This is a genomic window from Caballeronia sp. INML3B (genome assembly GCF_023631305.1).
In the GTDB taxonomy this organism is placed as follows: domain Bacteria; phylum Pseudomonadota; class Gammaproteobacteria; order Burkholderiales; family Burkholderiaceae; genus Caballeronia; species Caballeronia turbans.
On record NZ_JALQDI010000074.1, the window covers coordinates 110,806 to 129,773 of the forward strand.

The 18,968-nt window shown below is 61.7% G+C and carries 18 protein-coding genes; 16 read left to right on the forward strand and 2 right to left on the reverse strand.

Annotated features, from left to right (window positions below):
• Nucleotides 1-9: 9 nt before the first annotated feature.
• The 9 genes from NCS58_RS30600 (at nt 10) to NCS58_RS30640 (ending at nt 9,308) form a co-directional block, all read left to right on the forward strand.
• Nucleotides 10-1,002, forward strand: coding sequence for an acetaldehyde dehydrogenase (acetylating) (locus tag NCS58_RS30600; RefSeq protein WP_061119789.1), 993 nt, complete (start codon nt 10-12; stop codon nt 1,000-1,002).
• Nucleotides 999-2,030 carry a 4-hydroxy-2-oxovalerate aldolase gene (dmpG, locus tag NCS58_RS30605; RefSeq protein WP_250478188.1) on the forward strand — a complete coding sequence of 344 codons (1,032 nt, stop codon included), beginning with the start codon at nt 999-1,001 and terminating at the stop codon, nt 2,028-2,030. The genes NCS58_RS30600 and dmpG overlap by 4 nt, the downstream gene beginning before the upstream one ends.
• Before the next feature lie 29 nt (nt 2,031-2,059).
• Nucleotides 2,060-3,421: an aromatic ring-hydroxylating dioxygenase subunit alpha gene (locus NCS58_RS30610; protein ID WP_250478189.1), complete on the forward strand. Its 1,362-nt coding sequence runs from the start codon at nt 2,060-2,062 to the stop codon at nt 3,419-3,421.
• Entirely contained in the window at nt 3,414-3,929 is a 516-nt protein-coding gene (locus tag NCS58_RS30615; protein WP_061119792.1) for an aromatic-ring-hydroxylating dioxygenase subunit beta, read from the forward strand. The genes NCS58_RS30610 and NCS58_RS30615 overlap by 8 nt, the downstream gene beginning before the upstream one ends.
• A gap of 7 nt (nt 3,930-3,936) precedes the next feature.
• A complete protein-coding gene (locus tag NCS58_RS30620) occupies nt 3,937-4,293 on the forward strand; it encodes a Rieske 2Fe-2S domain-containing protein (RefSeq protein ID WP_250478190.1) in 357 nt (118 codons plus the stop codon).
• A 70-nt stretch (nt 4,294-4,363) separates the two neighbouring features.
• The gene (locus tag NCS58_RS30625; RefSeq protein ID WP_061119793.1) at nt 4,364-5,317 is read left to right on the forward strand and encodes a PdxA family protein; all 954 of its coding nucleotides are present in this window, start codon (nt 4,364-4,366) and stop codon (nt 5,315-5,317) included.
• A 12-nt stretch (nt 5,318-5,329) separates the two neighbouring features.
• Nucleotides 5,330-6,625: an NAD(P)/FAD-dependent oxidoreductase gene (locus NCS58_RS30630; protein WP_250478191.1), complete on the forward strand. Its 1,296-nt coding sequence runs from the start codon at nt 5,330-5,332 to the stop codon at nt 6,623-6,625.
• Nucleotides 6,626-6,729: 104 nt separating this feature from the next.
• Entirely contained in the window at nt 6,730-8,079 is a 1,350-nt protein-coding gene (locus NCS58_RS30635; protein WP_250478192.1) for an MHS family MFS transporter, read from the forward strand.
• Between the two features lie 104 nt (nt 8,080-8,183).
• The gene (locus tag NCS58_RS30640; RefSeq protein WP_061119795.1) at nt 8,184-9,308 is read left to right on the forward strand and encodes a porin; all 1,125 of its coding nucleotides are present in this window, start codon (nt 8,184-8,186) and stop codon (nt 9,306-9,308) included.
• Between the two features lie 20 nt (nt 9,309-9,328).
• On the opposite strand, the gene NCS58_RS30645 is transcribed toward NCS58_RS30640, so the two are convergent.
• Nucleotides 9,329-10,678, reverse strand: a complete 1,350-nt coding sequence (locus NCS58_RS30645; RefSeq protein WP_250478193.1) for a citrate synthase — start codon at nt 10,676-10,678, stop codon at nt 9,329-9,331.
• Nucleotides 10,679-10,885: 207 nt separating this feature from the next.
• Between NCS58_RS30645 and NCS58_RS30650 the strand changes: the two genes are divergently transcribed.
• Both NCS58_RS30650 and NCS58_RS30655 read left to right on the forward strand, forming a co-directional pair.
• Nucleotides 10,886-12,820 carry a thiamine pyrophosphate-binding protein gene (locus tag NCS58_RS30650; RefSeq protein WP_061119797.1) on the forward strand — a complete coding sequence of 645 codons (1,935 nt, stop codon included), beginning with the start codon at nt 10,886-10,888 and terminating at the stop codon, nt 12,818-12,820.
• Nucleotides 12,821-12,828: 8 nt separating this feature from the next.
• Nucleotides 12,829-13,446: a cytochrome c gene (locus tag NCS58_RS30655; RefSeq protein WP_250478194.1), complete on the forward strand. Its 618-nt coding sequence runs from the start codon at nt 12,829-12,831 to the stop codon at nt 13,444-13,446.
• Between the two features lie 158 nt (nt 13,447-13,604).
• Here NCS58_RS30655 and NCS58_RS30660 read toward each other — a convergent pair whose 3' ends face one another.
• On the reverse strand, nt 13,605-14,507 hold the full coding sequence (locus NCS58_RS30660) for a LysR family transcriptional regulator (RefSeq protein WP_061119799.1): 903 nt from the start codon (nt 14,505-14,507) through the stop codon (nt 13,605-13,607).
• 128 nt (nt 14,508-14,635) lie between these two features.
• Between NCS58_RS30660 and NCS58_RS30665 the strand changes: the two genes are divergently transcribed.
• The 5 genes from NCS58_RS30665 to NCS58_RS30685 all read left to right on the forward strand — a co-directional run bounded on the left by NCS58_RS30665 (nt 14,636) and on the right by NCS58_RS30685 (nt 18,955).
• Entirely contained in the window at nt 14,636-15,670 is a 1,035-nt protein-coding gene (locus NCS58_RS30665) for an FAD-binding oxidoreductase (RefSeq protein ID WP_250478214.1), read from the forward strand.
• Nucleotides 15,663-16,919 (forward strand): aromatic ring-hydroxylating dioxygenase subunit alpha, encoded by a 1,257-nt coding sequence (locus NCS58_RS30670; protein WP_250478195.1) that lies wholly within the window; start codon nt 15,663-15,665, stop codon nt 16,917-16,919. Before NCS58_RS30665 ends, NCS58_RS30670 begins: the two co-directional genes overlap by 8 nt.
• A 1-nt stretch (nt 16,920) precedes the next feature.
• Entirely contained in the window at nt 16,921-17,394 is a 474-nt protein-coding gene (locus NCS58_RS30675) for an aromatic-ring-hydroxylating dioxygenase subunit beta (RefSeq protein WP_250478196.1), read from the forward strand.
• Nucleotides 17,395-17,402: 8 nt separating this feature from the next.
• Entirely contained in the window at nt 17,403-17,723 is a 321-nt protein-coding gene (locus NCS58_RS30680) for a non-heme iron oxygenase ferredoxin subunit (RefSeq protein ID WP_061119802.1), read from the forward strand.
• A gap of 164 nt (nt 17,724-17,887) precedes the next feature.
• Nucleotides 17,888-18,955 (forward strand): cupin domain-containing protein, encoded by a 1,068-nt coding sequence (locus tag NCS58_RS30685; protein ID WP_061119803.1) that lies wholly within the window; start codon nt 17,888-17,890, stop codon nt 18,953-18,955.
• Nucleotides 18,956-18,968: the final 13 nt, after the last annotated feature.

The following is an 18,968-nucleotide window of genomic DNA, read 5'->3' on the forward strand; positions in this document are numbered from 1 at the left end:
GAAACGACAATGGATTCGAAAGAGGCAAATAGGCCACTCAAGGCGGCGATCATCGGTTCCGGGAACATCGGTACCGATCTGCTGGTGAAGATATTGCGTCATGGGCGAAATGTGGAAGCCGCGATCATGGTCGGAATCGATGCAGCTTCTGATGGCCTTGCGAGAGCACGGCGGCTTGGCCTGCAAACTTGCGACAGTGGCGTGGACGGCTTGTTGTCGATGCCGGAGTTTGCCCATATCGACATGGTGTTCGATGCCACGTCCGCGGCGGCGCACGTACGCAACGACGCGTTACTGCGCGCTGCAAAACCTGGCATCCGCTTGATCGATCTCACGCCCGCCGCCATTGGACCGTACTGTGTGCCCGTGGTGAACCTGGACATGCATCGCGACGTCCACAACCTCAACATGGTGACGTGCGGCGGTCAGGCGACCATTCCGGTCGTCGCAGCGGTGTCGAGCGTCACGCGTGTTCATTACGCGGAGATTGTCGCGTCGATTTCGAGCCGTTCGGCGGGACCTGGAACGCGCGCTAACATCGACGAGTTCACCGAAACCACGTCGCGTGCGCTGGAAACGGTGGGCGGCGCTGCACGCGGCAAGGCGATCATCGTGCTCAACCCCGCCGAGCCACCCTTGCTCATGCGCGATACGGTCTTCACGCTTTCCGAAGACGCTGACGAAAGCGCCGTCGAAACGGCGATCGTGGACATGGTCGAGTCCGTTCGTGCGTACGTGCCCGGCTACCGGCTCAAGCAACGCGTGCAGTTCGAGCGGATTCCTTCTAGCCGTCCGGTCGAAGTGCCGGGGCTCGGTCTGCGCAGCGGGCTCAAGACCTCGGTATTTCTGGAGGTGGAAGGCGCGGCCCACTATCTCCCCGCCTACGCGGGCAATCTGGACATTATGACGTCGGCGGCGCTCGCGGCGGCCGAGGCCATCGCGGCGCGGCAGACCGCTTCGGGGCAAGGCGCGTTCGACGACACCTTCGCGGGGATCCAATGAAGCAGAAGCTCTATATCTCGGATGTCACATTGCGCGACGGCGCGCACGCGATTAGACATCGCTACAGCCTGGATCAGGTGCGGCGCATCGCGCGCGCGCTCGACGAAGCACGCGTCGATTCGATTGAGGTGGCTCACGGCGACGGCCTGCAAGGCTCGTCCTTCAACTATGGCTTCGGCGCGCACACCGATGCCGAATGGATCGGCGCTGTCGCCGAAGTCGTCCAACATGCGCGTGTGGCGACCCTGCTGCTTCCAGGGATCGGCACTGTGCATGATTTACGCGAGGCCTACGATGCGGGTGCGCGCGTGGTGCGCGTCGCCACGCATTGCACGGAGGCGGACGTGTCGAAACAGCATATCGAGGCGGCGCGCAACCTCGGCATGGATACGGTCGGTTTTCTGATGATGAGCCACATGGCGTCGCCGCAGGTACTCGCGGAGCAGGCGCGCCTGATGGAAGGCTACGGGGCAACCTGCGTCTACGTCGTGGATTCTGGCGGCGCACTGACGATGAACGACACGCGCGATCGCGTTCGCGCGCTCAAGGACGCGCTGCACGCCAATACCGAAACCGGCATCCACGCGCATCACAACCTGAGCCTCGGTGTCGCGAACTCGATCGTGGCCGTCGAGGAGGGATGCAACCGGGTCGATGCCAGTCTCGCGGGGATGGGTGCTGGCGCGGGCAACGCGCCGCTCGAAGTCTTCATCGCAGCGGCGAACCGGCTGGGCTGGCTGCATGACTGTGACCTGTATCAACTGATGGATGCCGCCGACGACATCGTGCGGCCTTTGCAGGAGCGGCCGGTGCGCGTGGATCGAGAGACCCTAGCGCTCGGTTACGCAGGCGTCTATTCGAGCTTCCTGCGGCACGCGGAACGCGCGGCGCAACACTACGGCCTCAAGACGGTGGACATTCTCGTCGAGTTGGGCCGGCGCCGCATGGTCGGTGGTCAGGAGGACATGATCGTCGATGCAGCGCTCGATCTGCTGTCGAAGTCCGCCGTCGACGCGAGCACACATTAACGCCGATTGAAGAATCAGCCGGAGGCAACATGGAACAAGGATGTACGCATTTCGAGGGCGGCAGTGCCGGAAGCCCCGTGCGTTTCGTGCGTAACGCGCAATCGGTCGATGCCGCGACGCTGCGCCAACTGGTGCAGCCCGGTCGCGTTCACTCGGCCGTCTATACCTCGCCCGATATCTTCGAGGCGGAAATCGAGCGCATCTTTCATGGTTCGTGGCTCTACGTGGGTCACGCCAGCGAAGTGCCGCAGAAAGGCGACTATCGGGTACGCCGTCTCGGACGCCAGCCGGTCATCATGGTGCGCGGTCATGACGACGTCGTACGTGTGCTGATGAACCGCTGTCGGCATCGCGGCGCGGCAGTGTGTGAGCAGGAAGCGGGACGCGAAAAGTTTTTTCGCTGCTGGTTCCACGGCTGGACCTACGACAATACCGGCAAGCTCATCAATGTGACGGACCCGGCCGGCTATGGCGACGACTTCCGCATGGAAGAGTATTCGCTTACCAGCGCGCCGCGCGTCGAGATTTATCGGGACTTCGTGTTCGCGTCGCTGTCGCCTAAGGTCGGCTCGCTTGCGGAGTATCTCGGCCCTGCTGCGCAGATGATCGACCTGTTGGTCGACGCGTCACCGACGCGCCGTATCAAGCTGTCGGCGGGCGTCCACAAGACTGTCTACAACGGCAACTGGAAGATGGTCGGCATGGACGGGTATCACCCGCATTACGTGCACGCGTCGGTCGTGTCGATGTGGCAGCGTCAGGCGGACAGCGGCATCGGCGCCACGCATCGTGCCGACCCGTTCGACGGCAAGGCGAAAACCTACACGCGCGATCTGGGGCACGGCCACGCCATGCTCGACATGCGCGAACACCGCGTCGAGCACTACGCCGACTATGAAACGTACCTCAAGGGCGTACAGGGCGGTGCGGAATATATCGAAGCGCTTGCAGCGCGCGACGGTGCCGAGCAATCGAAGCTGCTTGTTGCGATCGCCGGCGATCCGCATATCGGCGTGTTTCCGAACATGCAGATCATCAATAACCAGGTGCGCATCATGGTGCCGTTGGAACCGGGACGCACCGAGGTGCTGATGTTCCCCGTGCTGTTCGACGGCGTGGACGACGCCATCAACACAATGCGCCTGCGGCAGCACGAGTCCTTCTACGGCCCGGCGGGCGCAGGCTCGCCTGACGACGCTGAAATCTTCGAGCGGGCGCAGCGCGGGATGAACGCGCAGGTCAATCCGTGGATCGACATTTCCCGCGGCATGACTCGCGAGCAGGCCCATCCCGACGGAACCATCACCGGGCACATCTCGGATGAAGTACCGCAACGCGGCCAGATGCGCTACTGGCTGGAACTCATGACCGAGGGAGCCGAACTTGAATAACGCCGTTCATCCTCAATGGCTGTCGTCGGAGGCGGGTGTTTCGCCGATCGAGCAGGCTTCGCAGTTCCTCTATCACGAGGCCGCCTTGATGGACGCGCACCGCTTTGATGAGTGGCTCGCACTGTGGCACGCAGACGGCTTCTATTGGGTCCCGTGCAATACCGAAGATCTCGAACCGGACAAATCGATCTCGCTCATCTACGAAAGCCGACGGCAACTCGACGATCGCGTCTATCGGCTCAAGGGCCGTCATGCTCACGCGCAGAGTCCGCGTTCGAGGTTGCTGCGCGTCGTGTCGAACGTGACCATCGAAAGCGCGAGCAAGGAGGCGTTGATCGTGCATTCAAACTTCGTGCTCGGCGAGGTACGCAGCGATCGTCAGGAGACCCTGTTCGGACGCTGCCGCCATGTGTTGGCACTCGACGAAGGCGCGATGCTGATTCGCGAGAAAAAGGTCTTTCTGCTGAACAACGACACGCCGATGAGCAACCTCACGTTCCTGATTTGAGGCCGACATGGACGCACACGCGATGGAAAGTGGAACATCGACCGATGCAAGCGAATTGACGCCGCTCTGCCAGCTCGACGACGTGACAGATGGCGACGGTCTTCAGATAAAGATCGGCGAGAGGATGCTCGCGGTATGGCGTGTGGACGATCTCGCCTTCGTCACGGACGACACCTGCACGCATGGCGATGCATCACTCGTACTGACCGGCATGCTCGACGGTTTCTCGATCGTTTGCGGCCTGCATCAAGGCGAGTTCGATATTCGCACGGGCGAAGTCCGCGCGGCACCGTGCAGCAAACCGATACGCAGTTACGCGGCCACGGTGCGCGAGGGCGTTGTGCTCGCGCGACTCGCCGAATGACGATGACTGAAAGGGCGCAGAAATGAACGAGACGACAACGCCTGGGACTTCGCTGCCGATAATCGCGGTGATGGTCGGCGACCCGGCAGGTATCGGTCCGGAGGTGGCGGTCAAGGCAGCGGTGGACGCGTCGGTGCGCGCGGTGTGTCGGCCGATGCTGATCGGCGATATCGGGTCGATCAGGGCTGCCGCGCGAGCGGTGCCTCTTGGCGACGAAACGGAAGTAATTCAGTCGTTCGAGGCGCGCGCCTTCGCGTCGGGGCGCATCGTCGTGCTGGATCCGCTCGATCTTGCGCCGCACGAGTATGCAACGGGCCAGCCTTCCGCCGCGGCGGGGCGAGCCGTCGTCCGCTGGATGACGCTCGCCGACCGGATCGCGCATAACGGACTGATCGGCGGATGGATCATGGGGCCAGTCGATTCGATGTCGCTCAAGCTCGCGGGCGAAGTTGCGAGCATCGACGATCTCCAGCCCGACCATACCTTCATGTTTCGCATGAGCGGCAAACTGCGCGTGGTGCCACTGACGGAGCACATCCCGCTGCGCGACGTGCCCGCCACGGTGACTTTCGATGCGGTATTGAACCTGGTCACGCTGGTGAATGAGCGTCTGAAGAACTGGGGAATCGAGACGCCGCGCATCGCGGTTGCGGGACTCAATCCGCACGCCATGTTTGAGGAGGAGGAGCGGATCATCGGCCCTGCGGTCGAACAGGCCAGAGCGCAGGGCATCGATGTGCGGGGTCCTGTTTCGCCCGACTCCGTATTTCGCCACGGACTCGACGGGCGCTATGACGTGGTTGTCAGCATGTATCACGATCAAGGGCAGATCGCGCTCAAGTCGGCGGCTTTCGAAGGGGCGTGCACGCTCTATCTGGGGGTTCCTTATGTGCGCGCGACCGTCCCTCATGGGACCGCCATGGATATCGCGGGAAAGAATCTGGCGCAGCATCGCAGCATGGCCGCGGCATTGAGGACTGCGGCGGCGCTCGCCGCTAAGCGTGGCTTCCTCAACGAACAATGACGAGTCGCCGATATGACGAACCACCAAACCGATCCGCTGTACTCGCGCGTGGTGATCGTCGGAGCGGGGCAAGCCGCTGCGGCGGTCGCTAGGACACTGCGTGCGGAAGGACATCAGGGCGGGATCATCATGCTAGGCGAGGAGCGCGTAGGGCCGTACGAGCGGCCACCCTTGTCAAAAGCATGGCTGAGCGCCGAGAACGTGCCGGAAGTTGCGGCTCTGCTTGATCGGTCGCAACCGGAGCAGTTTGACGTCGATTTACGCACCGGTACGCACGTGACCCGCATCGACCGTCCGTCGCGTACCGTGCACGTCGACGATGGAACGCAGATTCACTTCGATCGCCTCGTGATCGCAACCGGGGGCCGCGCGCGGCGGCTCGCGGTGCCTGGCGACGCGAGTGACGATATCGCCTATCTGCGCACCATCGACGACGCTTTGCATATCCGCCGCGGGTTGATAGCAGGCAAGCGGCTGCTGGTGATCGGAGGTGGATGGATCGGACTCGAAACCGCATGTAGCGCCCGAAAGCTCGGCGTCGACGTGGTCCTGGTCGAAGCGGCGCAGCGGTTATGCGAACGGACCGTGCCGGCGATCGTGGGTCAGCATCTGCTCGAGATTCAGCGCTCGCTTGGCGTCGACGTGCGCCTGGGTGCCGGCATCGAGCAACTGTCGAAGCTGCCCGGCGAACGTTATGCCGCTTCGCTATCGGGCGTTCGCGAGGAATTCGACCTCGTGGTCGCGGGCGTGGGCATGGAAGCGAACGATGAACTCGCGGCTGAAGCAGGCCTCCCTTGCGCGGGCGGCGTGCTGTGCGACGTCGAAGGCCGCACGGTCGATCCATATGTCTTCGCGTGCGGGGATGTGGCGTCGTTCGAGCATCCGTTCGGACCGGTCGGAATGCGGCGCCTGGAATCGTGGGACAACGCGGAGCAACAGGGCGCGGCATGTGCCAGGGCCATCCTCGGCAAGCAGGCGGTGGCGCATTCGCTGCCCTGGTTCTGGTCCGATCAGGGCGACGTGAATGTGCAGATCCTCGGGTTCCCGAATGCGACCGCCTCACCGGTCGTGAGAGAAGGCGACGGCAAGGTGACGCTGGTCTGGCTGGAGGAGTGCGCAACCGACGAACCCGCGCGAATTGTCGCGGCGGTCTGCATCAACGCTGCGGCAGACATGCCGGTACTGCGCCGCATATGGCAGAAAGGCGTGCGTGTCGATCGAGAGACGCTCGCCGCGAAGGACGTAAGTCTCAAAAGCCTTCTGCAGCGGACGGTCGGCGGGGCAAAGAATGGAGGTGCGAATAATTAGAGGCGCCTCAGGCATCGGGCTTTTGCATTTACATCGACAGAGCACATCAGAGCGTGGTGGTACCGGGGTCCGGCTGACCGTCCATGCCGAAAAAGGAGACAGGCGTGAAAGCTTTTGAAACCTCGCAGGAGTGGCACGACGCAGTCGCGAGCACGGGATCAGCTCCCGGCGCGAGCGCAACGGAATCGGGATCACGACGACTATTCTTTGCCAGCTTTCTCGGCACGATGGTCGAGTGGTACGACTTTTTTCTCTACGGCTTCATCGCGCCGCTCGTCTTCGAAGAGTTGTTCTTCCCAAAGTTGAACGCGCTCAGCGGCACTATTGCCGTGTACGCGACGTTCGCCGTCGGCTATGCGAGTCGGCCTCTCGGCGGACTTGTGTTCGGTCACTTCGGCGACAAGATCGGCCGCAAGTCGATGATGCTGGTAACCCTGCTGATGATGGGTATCGGTACGGCCGCCATCGGGCTCTTGCCAAGCGTCGCGCAAATCGGCATGACCGCGACCTGTCTGCTCGTCGCGCTGCGTTTCGTCCAGGGCTTTGCACTCGGGGGTGAGTCGGCGGCTGCCAGCCTGATGGTGCTGGAGAGCGCGCAGCAGCGTCGCCGGGGCCTGCTGGGGGCAGCGCTTCAGGCGGCAGGACCGCTGGGCGTGCTGCTGGCCTCGCTCGCGGTATTCGTCGTATCGCGTCTGCCGCACGAAGCCTTGCTTGCCTGGGGCTGGCGGGTGCCGTTCCTGGTGAGCGCCGTACTGGTGGTAATCGGCCTGTATATTCGTCTGCGAGTCGAGGAAACAGTCGCGTTCCGCAAGCAGCAGAGTCAGCACGACCTCACCCGCATCCCGGCGTGGGAGACCTTGCGCAGCTACAAGTGGCCTGTTTTCGTCGTGCTCGTGGTCAGCATCATGGAGAGCACGTTCTACTATCTGACGGGCGTCTATTCTATCTCGTACGTTACGAAGACGCTCCATATGCCCGGCTCCGTCGCGATCGGCGCGATCGCCTGCGCGAACGCTTTCGCCCTGGTATCGGTACCGCTCTACGGCGCGCTGTCGGACCGCCTCGGGCGCAAGGGCGTGTATTTGCTGGGCATCGTGGCGTCGGCGATCTACCTGAACTTCTTCTTTACGATGCTCGACGGCCGCTCGCCAATGGTCGTAGTGCTGACGGTCGTGGCCGCCGTCGGCGTGATTCATGCACCGATGTACGCCATGTTCGGCAGCTTCTACGGCGAACTGTTTCCCACGCGAGTGCGCTTCACCGGCTTCTCGATGGGCAAGGCGTTCGGCACGGTGCTCGGCGGCGGAGTCGCGCCTATTATCGCGGCCTCGCTCGCGGCGCGCAATCACGGCGACCCCTCCGGTATCGGTCTCTACTATCTGTGCCTCGCCTTCGTCGCGCTGTGTGTGGTGCTGCGCGTGCGCGAAACGCGGCACGACGACATCACCGTCTAGCAACCCCTCAGTTCTCACGTATCCATTGGACGAGCGTCGTGCGCCTCGCTGGAGGCGCACCGGACGCTGCTTTAGTTCGTCTCCAACTTCTCGAACAACACATCATGAAGAAGAACAGGCTTCTCCTCGGCATGCTCGCGCTCGGCGCCGGCGCCGCACACGCGGACAGCAGCGTGACGCTCTACGGCCTCATCGGTACAGGCCCCGCGTATGTGAACAACGTAAAGGGCAGTCATTTGTTCGAATCCGCAAGCGGCCTCATTCAGGGTAATCGTTTCGGTCTGAAGGGGCGCGAAGATCTTGGCGGAGGCATGTCGGCCATCTTCACCTTGGAGAATGGCTTTGACGGCAACACTGGCGCGCTGGGGCAAGGCGGGCGCATGTTCGGACGGCAGGCGTTCGTGGGTCTTGCGACCAGACAATACGGGACACTGACCCTGGGTCGCCAGTACGACACCAATTACGATTTCATGGCCGATACGGGCGCGGCCAAACTCTTCGGTGGCAATGGCGCGCATGTATCAGATAATGACAACCTGTTCGGCACCGTGCGCTTCCAGAACTCAGTCAAGTACACGAGCCCGAGCTGGGGCGGCTTTAGCTTCGCTGCCATGTACGCGATGAGCAACGCTGCCGGCGACTTCGCAAATAATCGCGCCTACAGCGCGACGGCGGCATACCGCAACGGCAGTCTGAAGCTTGCGGTCGGCTATCTGCAGATGAACCATCCGAATGCGGCTGACAATCCCAACGGCGCCGCCGGCAGCGATTATCCCGCACCGTTCAGTCTGTTCAAGACCAGCGCACTGGGCCCGCGAACCGCGCTGGTGGACGAGCAGCAGGTGATCGCCGCGACGGCGTCGTATGCCATCGGGCCGACGCAGGACAATCTCGTGTACTCGCACGCCAAATACCGCTATTTCGACGGTAGCCATCTACGGCTCGACAATGCTGAATTGAACGGTACCTGGCACATCACGCCGGATTTTTACACCGGCCTGGGCTACATGTTCACTTTCGGTCGCTATGAGGAACTGAATCAGTCACCGAAGTGGCATCAGGTCGATCTGGGCATCGACTATCTGCTATCGAAGCGCACTGACCTGTATGCCTTCGCGATCTATCAACGTGCGGTCGGTTCGGCCAGCAACGCTGCCATCTTCTTCATGCAGCCGTCGAGCACGAAGTCCCAGGTGGAAGTGTCGTTCGGTATTCGACACCTGTTCTGACCAAGACGTTCACGGCCGGCTCACTTGCCTTTGGCAGCAGATGAGCCGATGAACTGCGCACGCGGACGGAGAACGCTTCCATACATGCGTTGTTCCTGCACATGGGCGAGCCATCCGGCCACGCGCGCGAGCGCGGAAATCGCGCCGCTCGTGCGTCGCGGCAGACCTATGGCGCGCGTGAGCACCACGGTTCCAAGCTCCTGACGCGGAAGTAAGCCGTGCTCCTTCGCTATTTGATCGACGAACTGATAGATCGCGTTCATTTGGCGGCTGTTGTCGCTCCGTCGGCGTGCGAGATCGAGCATGTAGCGGGCTCGCGGATCGCCCCTGGGATAGATTGGATGCCCGAAACCGGGAACCGCGACGCCGCGTTCAAGCAGTGTATTGGCGCGGCGCATCAATGCCTGCATCGTGCTAGCGCTGTCAAAGAATTCCTCGACGCGGTCGTACAACTGGCCGGTCAGCGAACCAGTGCTCGCAGCGATGCCGGATACGACACAACGATGCAGCGTGCAGCCCGTCGATGCCGACACGCGGGCGGCGACCGTCGCGGGCGAGAGTTCGTGATCGGCGAGCAGGATCAGCAAAGCTTCCATCGACTCGCGATTAATTTCGGTCGATTCGACGGCAAGCGAGGACAGGATGCCCTGTGCCACCGACTGACCGGTCTCCATCGACTTGAAGTGGCTGCGTGGCGACATCAGTCCGCAACATCCGACCAGCATCTGGATGATATCGATCCCGGCGGACGCCATGTCGAGGTCGGCCGGCTCGGCCGTCGCCGTCCTTCCACGGCGCTGTGACGGCTGCATGCCGAGGTGCAGCGTAACGATGGAGAAAACGTCGAGCAAATTGCCGGGCTGCATGCGCCACGATGCTTCAATGAGCGCGTTCAGTTCATGCCATGGTTTGCGCTTCGGCCATTCGAGTTCGACGTTAGTGTCGTTGAGCATTCCGGTCCATAGCAACTGCGCGACGGCCTCGAATGGAAGGCGTGCACGCGCAAGGTCGGTCGCGAGCCTGCCTCGATAGCGTGGTCCGTCAGGCGTGATCTCGGTCACCGAGGTTGGGATGATCGGCTCGCCAAAATTCATAGCGGATGCCGCGACCGCGCCGTGCCCATGCCGCGCGAGCGAACGCGATTCGAGACGCCTGAGGTCATCGCGCCAGTAGAGGCGGCCCTTGTGTCCCGCTTGTCCGATGCTGCGGATCAAACCGCGGCTCACGTAGGCATACAGCGTCTGTTGCCGGACGTTCAGGATCTTCATTGCTTCGGCAGCGGTCACGTAGTCCGTGTGGTCGGAGTTCGCCGCCGCGTGTTCGTCTTTAGTTGCCCGCCGTGCGGGACCGTTCGTGATGACGTCGGACATGTTGATTGGCTGTCGATATTGATCAATAGAACTCTACGGCGAAGCCGTCGTCGTGTCCATCAGTTCGGTGGGATCGCGCATCGCGCGTTGATCTAACAATCAATCTTGATCAACGGAACTGAAAACCTTACCGTTGGCTCCGCATGGGGCCCGCGATCCATCCTTGGCGTCGGCCACAACAACAGAGACTGACCAGGAGGAGACACCATGACGGCTCGAAGAACCTTCCTCAAGGAAGCGATCGCCGCCGGAGCATCTACCGCGCTCTTAAAGCCGAATGCAGGCGTAGCGCAGCCTGTCAACAAGGCGCCGTCGGTCGCTAAGCCCGGCGCGCGTCTGATTGCCGCCGAGACGCAGGTGCCGTCGCTTCAGGAAGCGCCTTCAGCAGACGCGGCACACATCGGCAATCCGGGCTCCGACTTCATGGTGGATCTGCTGCGCATGGCGGGCATCGACTATGTCGCCGCCATGCCGGGCTCCACGTTTCGCGGCATCCATGAGTCGATCGTGAGTTATGCGGGAGACCAGCACCCGGCGCTCGTCGTCTGCACGCACGAAGAGGCGTCGGCGGCGATCGCGCATGGCTATGCGAAGGTCGCAGGCAAGCCGATGGCCTGTCTCGTCCACAGCACCGTGGGGCTTCAGCACGCCTCGATGGCGATCTTCAACGCCTGGTGCGACCGCGTGCCGATGATCGTCATCGCGGGAAACATCGCGGATGCGACGAAGCGCCGTCCCGGCGTCGAGTGGTATCACACCGCGCTGGATCTTGGCGCGCTGGTGCGCGACTTCACCAAGTACGACGACGCGCCTGTGTCGCTTCAGCACTATGCGGAGTCGTTCGTCCGCGCTTACACGCTTTCGATGACGCCGCCGATGGAGCCGGTGCTTCTTGTCGCGGACGGCGAGCTGCAGGAGCGCCCGATCGAGAACCCGAGGGAGATTTCGGTGCCGCCGTTTCGTCCGGTCTCGCCGCCCGTTGCGGGCCGAGCTGCGCTGGAAGAGACCGCACGCATGCTTTGCGGCGCGACGAATCCGGTCATCGTCGCGGACCGCGCGATCCGTTCGCAGGCTGGCATGGATGCGTTGGTGGCGCTTGCGGAAGCGGTGAACGCGCCGGTCGTCGACCTGCTCGGACGGCTGAATTTCCCGACCGGGCATTTCCTAAATCAAACCTATCTCAAGACCCAATTGATATCGCGCGCCGATGTCATCCTTGCTCTCGAAGTATCGGATCTTTGGGGGTTGACGGGAACGGTAGCGGACGTCATCGGGCGACCGACCAAAAAGTTTACGAAACCCGATGTCGATCTCGTGAGTGTGTCGACGTCCTATCTCTATTCGAAGTCGAACATGCAGGACGCGGAGCGGTTCATCGCGCCCACGCTTGCAATCGGCGGAGATGCGCAGGCCTCGCTCGGGCCGTTGCTCGAAGCGGTGAACGCGGTGTGCACGGCTCCCCAGCGTGAGACGATGAGAAAGCGTGCACCCGCACTGCGTCAGGCTCATACGCTGATGCGCGAGACCGCGCGACACGACGCGACGCGCGCCTGGGATGCGAGTCCGATCAGCACGGCAAGACTCTCGCAAGAAGTCTGGAACGTGATCCGACATGAAAATTGGGCGCTGGTGTCGTCGTCGTTGTTCATCAGCCAGTGGCCGCAGCGGTTGTGGGATTTCGACAAGACCTGGCAGTACATCGGCGGCGAAGGCGGCTATGGCGTCGGTTACGGCGCGCCGGCCGCAGTTGGCGCGGCGATCGCGCATCGGGATGCGGGACGCATTCCGGTCAATATTCAGACCGACGGCGATCTAATGGTGCTGCCCGGTGTGTTGTGGACCGCTGCGCATCACAAGATTCCCCTGCTCACCGTGATGCATAACAACCGCGCCTACCACCAGGAATCGATGCACATTCAGCGCATGGCTAACTGGCGCGACCGAAAACCTGAAAACGGCACGGCGGGCACGCTCATCAACGATCCGCCGATCGACTATGCCGGGCTCGCCAGAAGCATGGGCATGTGGGCCGAGGGACCGATCTCGAACCCGGCCGATCTCGGACCGGCTCTCGCGCGCGCGATGCAGCGAGTGAAGGCGGGCGAACCGGCCTTTCTCGACGTCCTCACGCAACCTCGCTAGGAGCGCACATGAAGCCGATACGCATGATCGCGCTGGCCGTAAGTGCGCTTGCCTGCTTGATCGATATGACCTCGCCGCCTGCGATGGCTGTACAGGCGGACGTTCATGCCGGACAGGGGCTGTACATGAAAAAGGGCTGTTACGAATGCCATGGTCCCGTGGGGCAGGGCAGCATCATGTCCGGGCCCGCCCTCGCACCGTCCCCGTTGCCGGTAGAGGCGATGACGGCCTACGTCCGCTCGCCGAAGGGGCAAATGCCTCTCTACAGCAGCAAAATCCTGTCTAATCGCGATCTGGCGCAGATTCAAGCGTATCTCGCGGCGGTTCCGGCGTCACCGGACGCGGACAGTATTGCACTGCTCGGCGGAGCCTCTACGGCATCGTCGTCTAAAGACGACTCCGAACGCGGACAGCAGGTATATGTCGCACGATGCGCGTCCTGTCATGGCGCATCGGGAGGCGGTGCGGTCGGGCCGTCGCTCGTCGATGTCGCGAAACGTCGTGGTGTGTCGGGCATCGAGTCATTCGTGCGCAATCCGTCAGGTGCCATGCCAAAGCTTTTCCCGGAAGTTCTGACCGAGTCGGATGTTCAGGCCGTCGCCCAATACGTAGCGAGGCTCAGGTAGGCCGCTGCGCGCGTCAGGCAGACGCTCCGGGCCGATACCGGAGCGCACGGCCGCAGTTCAACTTCTTGAAGCTCGGCCCTCGAATCTGTCTCATGAGAGACGCGTGTTCAGGTTCGCGCTGAACTCGCGGAGCACGTGCAGTACGCGTGGCGACGACGTCAGGGCGCGAAGGTTTCAAACATCGTCTGCCTGAGCCATTGATTGCCCGGATCACGATGGTTTCGCCCGTGCCATAGCACGGTGATGGTGATGTCGGGAATCTTGATCGGGCACGGGGCGCTGACGAGTCCGAAAGGCGCGAGCGTACTCATCGCATAGGCGTGCGGCACCACGGCGATCAGATCGGTCGTTTGCAGAATATGCCCAACTGCAACGAAATGCGGCACGCGCAAGCGGACGTTACGGCGTATGCCGGCCCGCTGAATGACGGTATCGACCATGCCGTGTCCGGTCCCCTCGGCCACGATCGACACATGCTCGGCGTCCGAGAACGTCTTGCTCGTCATGCCCGCGCCTGCCAGCGGATGATCGGCGCGAAACAGACAGACGTAACGCTGACGGAACAAGCGGCGCTGGAAAAATCCCCCCTTCAGATCAGGTAGAAAGCCGATGGCAAGGTCTACCTGGCCGTGCTCCATGTCCGCGCGAAGTGTGTCGGACTGGTTGCGCACCGTGCTGATCGTCACACCCGGTGCGATCAACGCGAGCTTGCGCATCAGGACCGGCAGGAACGAGATCTCGCCGATGTCTGTCATCGCGACTGTGAATGCTCGCGTGCTCGATGCCGGATCGAAAACCGACATCTGGTTCAACGTATGGTGAATCGCGCCCAGTGCATTGGCGATCGGCTCGGCCAGCGCCTCAGCGAACGGCGTCGGAACCATGCCTTTCGAGGTTCGCAGAAACAGTTCGTCGCCAAGCACCTTTCTCAGCCTCGCCAGCGCATTGCTGATGGCCGGCTGAGACGTGCCGAGCGCGGTGGCGACGGCCGAAACACGTCGCTGCTGCAATAGCTCCTGAAAGACGACAAGCAGGTTGAGATCGATATCGTGAAGTTCCATCGGCTGCCCCTTTTGGCAAAAGCATTATCAATCTGAGTGATTTTGCGTATCAAGGAGATTCTATTTATCGATTTCGCGGCTCCGTGCATCATGCATCAAACGCAGAACAGCATGGAGACACGGAAGTGATGAAGGTTTCTGTCCTGCCGCTAGAGCGCGATATCGAGGCGACGAGCGGCGCCAATCTGCTTGACGCACTGCGCGCTCATGCGATCCCGATTTCGTACAGCTGCATGGCAGGCCGTTGCGGCACGTGTCGTTGCACCGTGGTCGCCGGCTCAGCTGTGACGCTCGGCACCGAAGCAGGCGGTTCGCGCGTCACGGGCGGCCAGTCCGTGCTCGCATGCTGCACGACGCTCATCGAGGATTGCGTGATCGAGATTCCTGAGGTCGACGAGATCGTGGTTCATCCGCCGAAGATACTCAAGGCGACGGTCATCGACATAGAAGACCTGACGCACGATATCAAACGGGTGCGGCTGGCGTTGTCCAAACCATTCAACTTCTCTCCCGGTCAGTACGCGAACGTGCAGTTCACGCCGGAACACATTCGTCCTTACTCGATGGCGGGCACGGCGAACGGCCAGGAAGTGGAGTTTCATATACGGCTGGTGCCCAGTGGGCACGTGACGTCCTTCGTCGCGGCCGATCTCAAGCCGGGCGATGCAGTTCGCATTAGCGGACCTCTGGGTACCGCCTACCTTCGCAGAAAGTCGGATGACCCGGTTCTGTGCATTGCCGGTGGCACCGGGCTGGCGCCGATCCTGTCAATTCTTCGCGGCATGGCCGAGTCGCAGACAAGCCGGCCGATCCATCTGTACTTCGGCGTGCGTTCCAAAGCGGACGTCTATGGCACCCACTGGCTCGACGCGTTGCGCGAAAGCCTGCCCGGCCTGCGTGTCCATGTCGTGCTGGCTTCCGGCGAACAGCGCGTTCCGTATCGCACGGGCATGGTGACCGATGCTGTCGACGGGGACTGGAACACGCTCGACGGATGGCGCGCGTATGTGGCGGGCGCGCCGGCGATGGTCGACGCTTCGTCCGCGCTGCTGCGCAGGAAGGGCGTCGACCCCGGCCGGATTTACGCCGATGCTTTTCATGCAAGCGAGTCTCGATCAAGCAGTTCCCAGTTGCCGCACCAGAGGAGACGTCATCATGAATGAGAGCCCGATCGACTTTATCCGGCCTGTCTGGAAGGGGGACGATACCAGCCAGATTCCGTTCTGGGCGTACAGCCAGGAAGCGGTCTACCGGAAGGAGCTCGATCGTTTCTTCTATTCCAGTCACTGGTGCTACGTGGGTCTGGAAGCGGAGATTCCCAACGCCGGTGACTTCAAGCGCACGTCCATCGGCGAGCGCTCGGTGATCGTGACGCGCTCTCAGGATGGCGAAGTAGCTGTGGTGGAAAACGTGTGCGCGCATCGCGGCGTGCGCTTCTGCCGGGACAAGTTCGGCAATCGAAAAGACCTGACGTGTCCATATCACCAGTGGAACTATGACCTTAAGGGCAATCTGATCGGTGTGCCGTTCCGGCGAGGCGTGAAGGCGGACGGCAGGGTCAACGGCGGCATGCCTGCGGACTTCGATCCGAAACAGCATGGTCTGACGCAACTGAAAGTGGCGACCCGCAACGGTGTGATCTTCGCTTCCTTCGACCACGATGTCGAGCCGCTCGAAGCATTCCTCGGACCGTCGATCCTTGCGCTATTTAACCGTGTATTCGACGGACGGAAGCTGAAAATTCTAGGCTACAACCGGCAGCGAATTCCGGCAAATTGGAAGTTCATGCAGGAGAACATCAAGGATCCGTATCACGCGGGCTTGCTGCACACCTGGTTCCTCACGTTCGGACTGTGGCGCGCTGACAGCAAGGCAGCGCTAAAGATGGACGAGAAGTTTCGCCACGCTGCAATGATCGGCGTGCGCGGTGCACAGGGAAAGAGCGAAGTGACCAAGGGCGTGTCGAGCTTCAAGGAAGAAATGAAACTGAACGACGACCGCTTTCTCGACATCGTTCACGAACCGTGGTGGGGCGATCTGACCGTCGCCATGCTGACGATCTTCCCGAGCCTCATCATCCAGCAGCAGATCAATTCGGTGTCGACGCGCCAGATCGTGCCGAACGGCGTCGGATCGTTCGATTTCGTCTGGACGCACTTCGGCTTCGAGGACGACAGCGAGGAGATGACGCGCCGGCGTTTGCGCCAGGCGAATCTCTTCGGCCCGGCGGGATTCGTGTCGGCCGACGACGGTGAGGTCATCGAGTTCTCGCAGGAAGGCGTCGAACAAAAGCCGTTCTATCAGGCGCTCGCACAACTCGGCGGACGGGATATCGCCGATGCCGATCACAACGTCAGCGAGACCCTGATTCGGGGCATGTTCGAGTACTGGCGCAAAGTGATGGAGATTTGACATGCTCGATTTCGAGACCTATCAGGAACTTATCGGGCTTTACGCCGAGTATGCGGCCGTGCTGGACAGAGCCGACTGGGATCGCTGGCCTGAATTCTTCACCGACGAGTGCCTGTACCGCGTTCAGCCTCGCGAGAACTTCGATCGAGGCCTTCCGCTCGCAACGATGTCCTTCGAAAGCAAGGGCATGTTGAAAGACCGGGTGTATGGCATGACAGAAACGATCTTCCATGACCCGTACTACCAGAGGCATGTCGTCGGCGCACCCATCGTCCGGGAAGTCGACAGCCGTCATATCCGGTCGGAAGCGAACTACGCCGTGTTTCGTACGAAGCAGGACGAGTTGACCACCGTATTCAACGTCGGCCGCTATATCGATGTCATTCAGCGCACGCCGCAAGGCCTCAGGTTGAAAAGCCGAACCTGCGTGTTCGACAGCGAAATGGTCGCGAACTCGCTCATTTATCCGATTTGAGGTGCTCGATGACAAAGACCTGGGCGAAAGTGATCGAGCTTGCTGCAGTGCCCGCCGATGACGTGACCGCGGTTATCTCAAAGGGCCGGGAGATTGCACTTTATAGCGTCGACGGCTTGGTCTACGCGACCGACAATATCTGCACGCACGGCCACGCAAGGTTATGCGACGGCTTTCTCGATGGCCACGAGATCGAATGTCCGCTGCATCAGGGAAGGTTCGATGTGCGCAACGGCAAGGCCATGTGCGCGCCGCTCTCCGTGGATATCCGGACCTACCCCGTGCGGATAGAGGAGGGCCAGGTCTATATCGAACTGGAAGACGCCTGATCCTTGCTTGGGAAAAATGGAAGAGCAGTGTGTCAGGACATTCCATTTATTTTTTCGGATGCCTATCCAATATATCGCGATAGGAAGGGGCACGGCGCTTCATCCATCGTCACAGTGAAAGCCCTTTCACCTATCGCCGCCCCACGTTACAGAAGGAGTTCGCCATGAGCGCGCACGCAGACAGCGCCGTAAGAGCGCAGGAATCAGACCGTTCGGTTTCATATCGGGAACGACTCGCAGCACTCAACGTCGCGCCGCTGTGGGACGTCTTGAAAGGGCTTGTCCCTAATGAGCCGCGGCCGAAGGCCAGGCCGCATGCGTGGAAGTGGGCCGTGATGCGTGACCGGCTAATCGAATCCGGCGCTGTGGTGAGCGCGGAAGAAGCGGAGCGGCGCGTTCTGATGCTGATGAATCCCGGGTTGGAAGGTTTGCCTAATGCGACCGATACGATCTATGCCGGCCTCCAACTGATTCTTCCGGGTGAGATAGCGCGGGCACATCGTCATAGCCAGTCTGCGTTGCGCTTCGTGCTCGAAGGCACGGGCGGCTATACGTCGGTTGACGGCGTTCGCACTGAAATGCTGCGCGGCGATTTCATCGTGACGCCCGCGTGGACCTGGCACGACCACGGCAACGACGGCGATGGACCGGTCGTCTGGCTGGACGGACTCGACGTTCCGCTCGTCAGTTTCCTGCGGGCCGGATTTCGCGAGGAATACGAGGAATCGAATCAGTTTCCCCGCACCGGCGAATCCGATCAGGTGCTGACACGTTACTCCGACGCTTTGCTGCCGATCGGTAGCAGCCACGCTGGGCCGACATCGCCGATCTTCAACTATCCCTATGCGCGCACGCGCGAAGTGCTCGACCGGCTCGCGCGCTACTCGGACGTCGATGCCTGTCACGGCGTCAACGTTCGCTACGCCAACCCGCTCACCGGCGGCTGGGCCATCCCGACCATTGCCGCGTCGATGCGCCTGATTCCGCGTGGCCTTACCACGGAGTTCTTCCGATCGGTGGAGGGTACGGTCATCGTCGGCGTCGAGGGTTCGCCTGCCGTCGAGATAGAAGGTGCCGGGCGCTTCGATATCGCCGAGAACGACGTCTTCATCGTGCCGGGATGGAGCCGCTGGCGCATGAGTGCCGGCGACATCAGCGACGCCGTGATGTTCACCTACTCTGATCGTCCCGTGTACGAGAAGCTCGGCCTTTACCGCGAAACGCGCGGTTGACTCACCCTGACGC